We start from the raw sequence: 9,968 nt of genomic DNA, 5'->3' as shown, positions 1-9,968 counted from the left end.
TCTGGGTCAGCGATTTTACCTATGTGTCCACGTGGCAAGGCTTTGTTTATGTGGCCTTCGTCATCGACACATTCGCTGATCGCATCGTGGGATGGCGGGTCTCGCGGTCCGCAAAGACAGACTTTGTTCTCGATGCGCTGGAACAGGCCCTGCATGATCGACGGCCCGTCCAGAAGGGTGGATTAGTTCATCACTCGGATCGCGGTGGGCAATATTTGTCCATTCGATACACCGAGCGGTTGGCCGAAGCTGGCATTGAGCCATCGGTCGGTAGCGTCGGTGACTCGTATGACAACGCCCTCGCTGAAACCATAAACGGCCTCTACAAAACGGAGCTGGTCCACCGCCAAGGTCCATGGCGCAACATGCAAGATCTGGAAATGGCCACGCTCGGATGGGTCGACTGGTTCAACAACCGCCGCCTGCTTGGGCCCATCGGAAATATCCCGCCAGCCGAAGCCGAAGAGAACTTCTATGCACAACGCGACGTGCTCGATATGGTCGCGTAAAATGAAGCTAAAGGTCTCCGGTGAAACCGGGGCGATTCATTACATTAACCTTTTTAACGAGCCGGATGACGGCCCGAACCATCAAGTTTTGGCTAACTTACTGAGCTTTCGGGATCGTGGCGAAATTGTTATAGGGTTCTCGTTCGCCACCATAATGGAGTTCATCACTAAGCCTGATATGGAAAACAGGCCGGAGCGAGTTCAGCGTGGGCAGTTGATCAAGGATGTATGCGGTCCCAACGCATTCCCCTACATCACTGACCTTGCGAAGGGCGCGGAGTTCCCTAACGGCGGGCGATGGATGTTCGGGCGGGATGAAAAAGTCGTCACCGCGAAGCAGTTCAAGCGGAAAATGCATACGATGCTGGTGGATGAACTGGCAAAAGTCGAAGGTTTGAACCGCAGCCAACGACGCCAGCTTGGCCGGAAGGCATCAATGACCGAGTTGATCCGCAAGAACGGCTCAACTTGGGGTCGCAAACGATCCGACTATGCCGGTTTTCCGGTGTCTGACGAAATAATCGAAAGCCGTGTCTTGGAACGCTTCATGAAGGGGCAGTGCAGTGATGCCGAATTCGAACGACGAATGAACGCTTGGTTCTCCGACCCTGCGGAATACAGTCGCATCGTTTATGATTATGCCGATCATCCCAACGTCATAGCCAAGTACTTCGGAAAACCGACCGATGACATAGAGCAACTTGCAGGCCAGATACAGGAAGTTGTGGTTGAGATTCAGAAGATGAACGTGGATCGTCTGTCTGCAAGGTCTACGCTCGTAGAAGTTGGCTTTGACAAGAAAGAGGCGCGGCGGTTGACCAAGCAATTCACCCTGCCTGAGCCCGACCCTGAGAAAGTTACCACAAAACTAGAAGCGGTTGTTGGGAAAGGTCGGGCCGGGCATTTTCACCACTACCTAACGCGCATTATGAAACCGGGATATGCCTTCAAACGCTCAGATGTGATGGACCTCATGCAGATGTGCTACGCATACGAATGTGATTTGTTCCGCTGCGACAAGGCTATGGCCAACACCTTCCGGGATTTCGAACCCTTCAAAGGCAAGTTGGTTGGTCGGTTTGCTGACCTACCGAACCGAATTGAAAGCCAATTGCAGGAATTGGGCCAAGACCAATCCAAAGGGCGGATCGGTTAACAAGCTCGGCTCTTGCTTCACTTCGAGCGACTACCCACATAGAAAGGCAGCTTTCGTTTGAGAGGTCTAATGGTTTGTGGTTGCAGCGAACTTCCGCTTCCCGCCCCTCCCTCTCGCTCTGCATCGCAGTTGCAGCGAAAACTCTTCAGGTGCAGCGAACGTCCGTTTCGTCCCGCACTGCGGACCTCTGGCCAACCTAAATCTCGAGTCAAGCGCGAATGATCGGTTCGGTGAAGCCGAGCAGCAGCGTGGTCACCCCACTTCTGGCGCAACACGGACCTTGATGTTGCTGGAGTTTGGGAATGTTTCCACGTTGCCGTTGGCGTAGGTAACTTCGAACTCTGCATAGCAGATTCCGGGTATGGCTGTGTTTCCCGGTTGCCAATCATACCGCACTGCTCCAGCGGCGGCGTTGGTCACAACTGCGATTTGGTTATCCACCACCAGTTCGCCGCCCTCACTACGCATGTTGAAGCGCACGGTGGCCCCGGTGAGGTCAACCGCATTTTTAGCCGCGTCCAAAAGGTCCGATCCGATAGCTGGGGCCGTATCGTTCTGCTTGATATGGAAGACCTTCATCATGCCACCCTGTAAATGTTTATGTTGTTGACGGAGTTCCGCAACACGACGCCATTGGCACCGCTCTGGTGCAGAGATACCCTGTTTGGACCATCGCCGGGACTGGCGACCCGGTTTGCCATCAAAAGTATGACGGCTGAAACAACCGGCGATGCAGCTGCAACGGTATCAGCGGCAAGCATATTGTGCTGGCTGATCGCCGGTGTCGATATATTGGCTGCCGCAGTGACCGATGCCGCTGAAATGCTGTGCGTCTGTGCGAGGGCCGGGGCCTCGGTCGAGGGAGGTGCGGCGTTGATATTCGCCGGGGACAGCGCCAAGATTTGCTGCGCGGCGGTCTGCTGGACGGTAGGAGCGCCGCTTTCGATTGAGATAGCGCCCAGCGCGGCGGTATAGTTGGCCGCCGGGGATGCTACTTCGGTTTGGCTGCACACGACTGGGGTGGCGCTCAAGGTGTGCGATTGGCCCAGCGCAGAGGGCGATATTGATGGGTGATCTGCTGTGAGGTCCGAAATCCCGGCTGCGTGATTCTGGGACAGGGCAGGGGAACCAATATCGGGTCGCCCCGCCTGCACGGAAGTGGCGGCTAGAGCTGCGGCCTCGGCAATGGAGGTCGAACCAACTGAAAATGTGGAAGCAACGTTTGTCGCCTCAATGTCGTGGATCTGCGATATGGTGGCAGGCTGAACTTGTGGGATGCCAGCAGTGAACGGTTCGGCGTCAAAGATGCCCTCCTGATACACAGTGGCCCGGATCGTTGCGATACCAGCCGTGACACCTGCCGGGGTGATCGTGTGATGCTGGTCGATCTGTGTGTCCGAGACGATTGGTGTGGTGGCGACGGCATTCGCGGCCAACGCATGCGCCTCAGATACCGTTGACGCCCCGATAATCGGCAGTCCGGTGGCTATGTTGTCAGATTGGAGCGGGTGTGTCTGCGCTAGGTTAGCAGGTGCAACGGATGGAGATCCGGCAAAAACGCCAATACCAGAAAATTCATGGTGCTGGTCCAGTCCGGCTTGTTCGATGATAACGGCAAGCGTAGCAACGGTGACGCCTTGAAGGCCGTGATCCTGCGTAGTGCTGGCCGATCCCACACTGGGCGAACCTGCTGTGATGCTTGCGGCTGCCAGAACGCTCTGCACAGCCACTGTGGCGGCTTCAACAACAGGCGCGCTGGGCTGGATGTCGGGAGTGGATAGCCCATGATCTTGGGATATGGCAGGGGAACCAATGGCAGGTTCGCCCGCCGTAACGTCAGCAGGGTTCGGAAGCTCGACAACCGTGATCGAACCATCATCAGCCAGCGGTGTGCTTGCGAGTGGGGAGAACCCTAGCATCCGTCTACCCTACATTATGGCCAATGCTGATCGTCAGCGTAATCGGGGGGGATCGGCTCCATCGCTTTGATTGCGAAACTGGCTCCCCAGATCGGCTGGCGGAACGCAGCAGCAGCGGCCAGAACCTGTTGCCATTCACTGGCCGCGATCTGGACCAGACCCGTGTCGGTCTTGATCATCGTGGTTGAGGTGGCGTTGCCCAGGTTGATCATAGCCTGCGACCAGGTCGTTACCTCATCCCAGCCGATCATGTCTTCCTTGCTGGTTCCGATGTGATGAACGCCACGGGTGTCTTGAAAATCGAAATCAAAGCCAAGTGCCAGCCTGCGATCCCGCTCTTGTTCGACCATCTCGGCTGTGGCCGGGATGGTGCCGATGGTCCAGCCCAGAACCCACTGGCCGCCCTCCTCATGGGGTGTCAGGTTGCGAGTGGCGATCTGCGCCCCCGATGTTTGCGGGCGCGGCAGCAGCGTCACCGGTTCCAGCCCGTGATTACGGCAGGTCTGTTCCGTCAGCCCGAGGATCATGGCATCCCGGCCAGTGCGATAGAGCGTGGCTGTCAGGGGATCATAGAACATCAGGACACCTCAATTGTGTAATCGACGCCATCGGTGAAAATGTTGACGCCAGTGGAGAAGCTGTAGAGATCATAGCCTGCATATGTCGTCTGAAATGTTAGGGCATAAGGCGTCCCGGAAACCGAGATGGTCGACAACCCGGCGCTACCACCTCGGACGACAAAGCTGTTGTATCCAGCATTGTTATCATAATAGGCACCCTCGATCGTTCCCCCATCCGCAGCCTGCGGCCCTGTTGCACTCCCGAGTACCATGGGTGCGCCCAGTTCGGATACAAACAACGCAGACCACCAGCCTTCAGAATAATGGCCACCACCATAGTCATAATACTCCGCAGTCATGGTCAGGATGGCCGTGGCCGGACTTGGCGGGGTTATGGGCATCAGGCTCATTGCAGCGCCCTCACATCGAGGAGGCTGAAGCTGCCGATTTTTGTGATGAAGAACAGAAAGTCATGCCCGTTCGTCGTGGTCAGATCATCACCCGTCACTTGGGTAAACCCGCTGACCGTGATCGTCCCGGCACTGGCGTTGTTGGTGTATTGGATCACCATCGTGCAGGAGGTGGCAGGGGGTGCCAGTGTATGGGCGCCGCCATTGACTGCCGTCTGAATATTTCCGTTCAGGGGATCGGGCGTGAGCGTCCCGCTTGATCGGGTTCCGTTGGCGAAGGGCGTGACGTTGAATCCGCCGGTCAGTGTCTGATCACCCTCGGGAGAAAGAATGTCTTCGCCTCTTGCCGTGACATAGACCACGGCGTCGCCGCTCAGGGCAATCGCCGCATCCGCATTGCTGCTTTCTGACACGCTGCGCGTAAGTGTTGTTCCGCTGGCAGTATAAGTACCAGTCCCAATCTCCCAGTTGGTTCCATCTTCGATTGCATAAGCAACTGTATCCCCATCGGATACACCGGCTGCCGCAAAGGACTGATACCCGTCAACCGCGCTCCCCAGCGTGAGCGTGCCGGTCCCGGTCGTGGCTGTGGTCATCTTCGCGCGGTTGACGAGTTTCGGCATATCAGATCGCCTTATGCCGGATCAGGGATGCCGATCTTAAACGAGGCCAACGAGAAGCTGTTCCCGTTCGTAACCGCCTGAGAAGCTGTCAGAGAGCCAGTGACGAGCAAGCGGCTGTTCACCGTATCGACAATTGCAAAATGTGTTGCGGTGCCTGTCGCGGTCACTTCGCCGTCAGTGATGGCGGCCACTGTGACTTCACGGCCACCGCCTGCGCGATCCGCAGGGGCACCGATCGACAGGGAGGCTGAATTGCCCAGGCTGCTCAATGCCGCATAGACAGTTGGTTCGGCAGAACAGATGTGGATTTCATCCGCTTCCGTGTCCAGTTTGGACAGTGCTGCGTCCAGCACATAATCAGAAATGCTTGCCATTTGTCAGAGGCTCCTGTTGATGGCGGGTTTGCGCCCCCATCGACGGGAAAGTACCTTCGGTCTGCACATTTTGATTGGCTGGCAACACGATGTATTCCGTCGATTTCTAGGCTTTTGAAATCGCACATCATGCGCGGTCGCAGTATTTTAGCATAAGACCGAATGGCTAAGAAGCCCAGAAAATATGGGCTTCTTATGTGATGGCAGGTGCTCGTGCGGTGCGGGCCATTGCTTTGCCAAGTTTGGCCTCACCCGCGCGATGCTCCGCGAACGTCACGCGCTGCTCGAAGCCACAGTTGTCGCAGATCGCAAGCATGCGGGGCGTGCCTCCTCTGCCTTCTGAGGCTGACACATCATGTATCGGCATTGTGTGCCTCGGCTTCTGCGATACGTTCAGCTTTGGCATGTAGCTCCATCAGATGGGCCACCATCTGCGATGTGCGTGTGTCCCCGTATGTCGCCTTTGCGGATCGCACGTACATATCCCGGACCTGCTGGATCTCTGCGGGCGTGACATGCCCCTTCCGCAGCAGATTCACGGCCTGCCGCCCCCACAGGTATGTTTCTGCGACAGGTCCGCCACGCTTGATCCTGTCCGCCATTATGGCGTCGGTATCGAATTTATGCGGAGTACCCCTGCGACTTTCATTGCCGATCATTTTCTTTTGCAGCACAGATGCTGCTTCCGATATTTCCCGCGCGGATGGCCATGCGCGCGTTTTCATGATCAGCGCCAACTCATAGAATATTTGGTCTGCCCAATCCTGATAGTTGTCGGTCGGGGCGTATTTGAGGAACGCTGTCATGAGCGTGTCGGCCTCGTCCTGAAGCGCAGTTTCGTTGCTGATTAGATTCCGGGGAGGGGTGTAACGATCCAGGAAAGCGTTAAACCTGTCTTCCAAGGCGTCGTGCCTGTTGGCTGGCATGTCAAATTCCGTTTTTTGCTTTTGCTCTGATCTTAGGTCTGCCTGTCGCATTCGTTGCTGTGCCCTTGGCGTCTGGCTCCAGCTTCGGCCCGTTCTTCAGCGCGGCGTATCTCGCCATAGGCTGTGTGTAGAATTTGAATGAGGTTGGTGGTGGCTCACCGGCGCGCGCCCGGTGCGCCGTTATTTCGCCGATCACCGCCAACTGCTCGTCTAAGCTCAAGCCAAGGTCGGCGGACCATTTGCTTGCCTCAAACATGTCATTGACCGTGCCGAACGTTCGCCCGCTGGGCGTTCGCCCCATCGGGTTCAATCCCATCGCGACCAATAGCCTCTCTCGCCGCTCCATGTCGGATGACTGCGCGGCTGGTGGGTCGGTTTTGATGACTTTTAGGTGTGTTTCGGTGGGCTGCTGTTCTTGGCGATATTGAGACTGGTACATTTCGTAATTGCGAATGATGACCAGGCATTTTTTGCGGGGCGCAGAACGGACTTCAATCATCTCGGCGTCTGTCAATCGCGACCAGAAACCCTGCACTCTATGATGAGACTTCCACCCGAACGTCTGCGCCATGTCGCGCTGCGTACAGTAGAATGCCCCGCGCGGCACATTTAGCATCTGCGTCCCAACCCGGTGTTGGGTGTTTTCCCACGCGGCGCGGGTGAGCATGCAAATCCATGCCTCGCGCTCTGACATTGGTTCGTCATCAAAGAACTGGTGATCGAATAGTTTACGCTCAATTCTGATCCAACCAACTGACACATCAGACCTCGACAATCTCGATACCCTGAGCGGCCAAGATTGACTTTTTCAGGAGGTAATCCTTGGTCTTTGTGCCTTTCGCGTCCTCGATGATGGTTTTGCCATCGTCGCAATATTTGAAATCTGCCCGGTATGTCAGCTTGCGCCCGCTTTCGCCGCGCAGCTGCTCTCCATTTGCTCCGATCAGAGGAATTATGACCTGTAACGACAGGTCGGATATGAGGCCTGCGCGTTCCAGCGTTTTCAGTTCGCGATAGCGTTTGGCTTCATGTTCGCTGTCGAATGTGATGCCGTCGACGGTCGTTTTTTTGGCGCCGAACTTGTTGGGTCTGGTCTTCTTGCCTTTTGTCGTACCCTTGTGGTGTGACGACAGAAATTCGGTCGCCGTCATGCGCTGCGTCATTTCCGACGCCCCGCATGCTTCATGAGCCGTTGGCGACATTTCAATATTGCTGCGGACACTTCTGGGTCTGACAGTACCAAATCCGAAAACTCACCTATCCGGAGTTCCAGTTCTTCAAGCGATGTGATCGCTGAAACGCGTCGCAATGCCCATTTTCTGCCGTGATCAGTGAGTGTCGTCATTGGCTCTTGCCTTTGTTGATGTGCCCTGCCGCAAGGCTCTCGGACGGGCCATCCGCATGATCGAATGATTAGGTGCTGAAGCTACGCCTCTCGGCCCCCCGCACACCTGACATCACCCGTTTGGAAGCCCTCATCGAGCGGGCTTGAAGGTCGGCGGGGGATTAGGGCGCGGCAGCGGGCATGGGGAACCACGAAGCCACATCAATTTCGCCGCCACTGGCTTTCTCAATATGTAAAATCGTGGCCCTTGATGGGCCTCGACTGCCGTTCAGGAGTTGGGTTAGGAAGGGGCGTGAAATACCCAGCTGCGCAGCAATCTCGCGGTGCGAAAGCTCGGGGCGCCTCTCCACATACGTGGATATGTTCATAGTGTTGCGTTATGCAACAGGTTGCAATATCCGGTCAACCCAAAACCGCGTTGGGGGTTGATAAAGCTGGAATCTAAATCCAAGTCTCTACGGAAGCAGGCACATAAAAAATCGAGCGGGCATTGATTATGCAATCGGCTCAAGCGCCAGCAGATGAGGGGATTATTATGCGGATTAAGATCGCAGATGTACGCAAGTCATTGGGGGTATCCCAAGGTGATCTGGCGGATGCCGTGGGGCTGTCCAGGCCGTACCTTGCTCAGATCGAAAACGGCACCAGAAACCTTAGCGCAGCACGACAAAAGGCCATTGCTGAGGCGCTAAGCGTTGATCCAACCGAACTCATTGATTTTGCCGCACCTGAGCTGGACGAGGAACGGCTGCTTCTTGAGGGCTTCCGGTCAATGACGAAAGAGCAGCGGAAAGCGTGGCTCGACATGGCTCGGGTAGTGCTTGGAAAGACAACCCCTCGCGAATAAGTCTCTCGCGCTGTTCTTTATTCATTTGTCGAATTAACTGCATAAATTCAAGCTCGTCCTCGGATGCAGCATCCAGTGCTGTGTTCTGGTGGCGGGCATTACGTGTTGCTGTCGAACCCATATTTTCCTCTCCGCCATCAAATCCCAAGTACAACACTCTTTTGAGAACATAACCAGAACACGATTGTTTGGCAATCTGCGGATGCTACGTTGGCGGGAATGGTTCGCGTTGGTGCTGAATGCGTTGAAGTACAACAATTTAGCATATCGAACGTGATCTGGCTCATTGGTTTCCCCCCTGTCTTCCGCCTCATCTGCATCACGAATCAATGGTGCGCTGACGGTGCTATTGTTCTCGGTGTGGCCTCGGTTCGGGGCATAGTCTGAAAATATCCGCATTGCAACAGGTAGCAAATAGTAGTAAATTTGCGATAATGCAATAATTTGAATGGACACATGCAAGATGCAAAGTGCGGACAATCTACAGGCAAACTTCGTCGTTGAAGCCATTGATCCACAGGTCTTAGGCGCTGCGGAAAAACTCGCAAAAATATACGGATATGACCGCAATGGAGTTGAGCGAGGTGTGCGGGCTATCTATCCGGTTTTGGTTTTCCTGATCGGCTGTGGCGTTAGCAAGGAATCGCTCAAGGAAACCTTGGGCACATTGATTGACGGGGCAGAAATCCTGATCGGCGTTGCGCAGTCGCAGGCTGACGGGGTGGTTAAGCAGTGAGCGGTGAGGCCCTTCGTTATTTGTCGGTATGTTCCGGCATCGAGGCGGCAACGCAGGCGTGGCACCCATTGGGCTGGGTGCCGGTGGCGTTCAGTGAGATTGATCGGTTTCCCTGTGCAGTACTGGCCCACCACTATCCCGCAGTTCCGAATTGGGGCGATATGACGAAATTCAAGGAGTGGCCGGATGCAGCTGTCGATGTTCTCGCAGGAGGTACACCCTGCCAATCCTTCAGTGTTGCGGGGCTTAGAATGGGGTTGGCTGACCCAAGGGGCAATCTCATGCTCACCTTTGGCGCTATTGCAGAAAGGTATCGCCCCCGCTGGTTGGTTTGGGAGAACGTCCCCGGCGTCCTGTCGAGCAACAAAGGACGGGACTTTGGTGCCTTCCTCGGGATGTTGGGGCAACTCGGGTATGGGGCCGCCTACCGAGTTCTTGACGCTCAGTACGTGCGAACACGCTGCTTCTCCCTTGCAGTGCCTCAACGGCGACGTCGTGTGTTCGTTGTCGGATATCTTGGAGACTGGCGACGTGCCGCAGCGGTATTATTTGACCGCGAAAGC

The 9,968-nt window shown here is 55.7% G+C and carries 14 protein-coding genes and 1 pseudogene; 5 read left to right on the top strand and 10 right to left on the bottom strand.

The window, feature by feature from the left end; translation table 11 throughout:
• Together FN828_RS15625 and FN828_RS15620 are read left to right on the top strand one after the other, a co-directional pair.
• Window positions 1-509, top strand: a 509-nt coding sequence (locus tag FN828_RS15625; protein WP_142494370.1) for an IS3 family transposase, incomplete at its 5' end; no start/stop codon positions are given.
• The gene (locus FN828_RS15620) at window positions 475-1,665 is read left to right on the top strand and encodes a hypothetical protein (protein ID WP_142494369.1); all 1,191 of its coding nucleotides are present in this window, start codon (window positions 475-477) and stop codon (window positions 1,663-1,665) included. The genes FN828_RS15625 and FN828_RS15620, both read left to right, overlap by 35 nt.
• A 252-nt stretch (window positions 1,666-1,917) precedes the next feature.
• Here the strand turns inward: FN828_RS15620 and FN828_RS15615 are convergent, their stop codons facing one another.
• From FN828_RS15615 to FN828_RS21130, 10 genes are all read right to left on the bottom strand, one after another.
• The gene (locus FN828_RS15615; RefSeq protein WP_142494368.1) at window positions 1,918-2,247 is read right to left on the bottom strand and encodes a BppU family phage baseplate upper protein; all 330 of its coding nucleotides are present in this window, start codon (window positions 2,245-2,247) and stop codon (window positions 1,918-1,920) included.
• Window positions 2,244-3,584 (bottom strand): hypothetical protein, encoded by a 1,341-nt coding sequence (locus FN828_RS15610; RefSeq protein ID WP_185959050.1) that lies wholly within the window; start codon window positions 3,582-3,584, stop codon window positions 2,244-2,246. Before FN828_RS15610 ends, FN828_RS15615 begins: the two co-directional genes overlap by 4 nt.
• A 14-nt stretch (window positions 3,585-3,598) precedes the next feature.
• Window positions 3,599-4,162 carry a hypothetical protein gene (locus tag FN828_RS15605; RefSeq protein WP_142494366.1) on the bottom strand — a complete coding sequence of 188 codons (564 nt, stop codon included), beginning with the start codon at window positions 4,160-4,162 and terminating at the stop codon, window positions 3,599-3,601.
• On the bottom strand, window positions 4,162-4,554 hold the full coding sequence (locus FN828_RS15600) for a hypothetical protein (protein ID WP_142494365.1): 393 nt from the start codon (window positions 4,552-4,554) through the stop codon (window positions 4,162-4,164). Before FN828_RS15600 ends, FN828_RS15605 begins: the two co-directional genes overlap by 1 nt.
• On the bottom strand, window positions 4,551-5,177 hold the full coding sequence (locus FN828_RS15595) for a hypothetical protein (protein WP_142494364.1): 627 nt from the start codon (window positions 5,175-5,177) through the stop codon (window positions 4,551-4,553). The genes FN828_RS15600 and FN828_RS15595 overlap by 4 nt, the downstream gene beginning before the upstream one ends.
• An 11-nt stretch (window positions 5,178-5,188) precedes the next feature.
• The gene (locus FN828_RS15590) at window positions 5,189-5,551 is read right to left on the bottom strand and encodes a hypothetical protein (RefSeq protein ID WP_142494363.1); all 363 of its coding nucleotides are present in this window, start codon (window positions 5,549-5,551) and stop codon (window positions 5,189-5,191) included.
• A 353-nt stretch (window positions 5,552-5,904) separates the two neighbouring features.
• Window positions 5,905-6,477, bottom strand: a complete 573-nt coding sequence (locus tag FN828_RS15585) for a hypothetical protein (RefSeq protein ID WP_142494362.1) — start codon at window positions 6,475-6,477, stop codon at window positions 5,905-5,907.
• Window position 6,478: 1 nt separating this feature from the next.
• Complete coding sequence (locus FN828_RS15580; protein ID WP_142494361.1) at window positions 6,479-7,171, bottom strand: hypothetical protein; 693 nt, start codon at window positions 7,169-7,171, stop codon at window positions 6,479-6,481.
• Between the two features lie 67 nt (window positions 7,172-7,238).
• On the bottom strand, window positions 7,239-7,640 hold the full coding sequence (locus FN828_RS15575; protein WP_142494360.1) for a DUF1064 domain-containing protein: 402 nt from the start codon (window positions 7,638-7,640) through the stop codon (window positions 7,239-7,241).
• Window positions 7,641-7,983: 343 nt separating this feature from the next.
• Window positions 7,984-8,190, bottom strand: a complete 207-nt coding sequence (locus FN828_RS21130; RefSeq protein WP_408033810.1) for a helix-turn-helix domain-containing protein — start codon at window positions 8,188-8,190, stop codon at window positions 7,984-7,986.
• Between the two features lie 167 nt (window positions 8,191-8,357).
• On the opposite strand from FN828_RS21130, the gene FN828_RS15570 reads away from it, so the two are divergent.
• From FN828_RS15570 to FN828_RS21125, 3 genes and pseudogenes are all read left to right on the top strand, one after another.
• Window positions 8,358-8,669, top strand: a complete 312-nt coding sequence (locus tag FN828_RS15570; RefSeq protein ID WP_185959049.1) for a helix-turn-helix domain-containing protein — start codon at window positions 8,358-8,360, stop codon at window positions 8,667-8,669.
• Between the two features lie 463 nt (window positions 8,670-9,132).
• Entirely contained in the window at window positions 9,133-9,405 is a 273-nt protein-coding gene (locus FN828_RS15565) for a hypothetical protein (protein ID WP_142494358.1), read from the top strand.
• Window positions 9,402-9,920, top strand: a pseudogene (locus tag FN828_RS21125) (DNA cytosine methyltransferase); the annotation flags it as partial. The gene FN828_RS15565 and the pseudogene FN828_RS21125, both read left to right, overlap by 4 nt.
• Between the last annotated feature and the right edge of the window lie 48 nt (window positions 9,921-9,968).

Origin of the sequence: Thalassovita litoralis, assembly GCF_900182725.1 — a bacterium.
Classification (GTDB): Bacteria; Pseudomonadota; Alphaproteobacteria; order Rhodobacterales; family Rhodobacteraceae; genus Thalassobius; species Thalassobius litoralis.
Note: the sequence above shows the minus strand (reverse complement) of the source record. Positions and strands in the feature narration are given on the sequence as shown.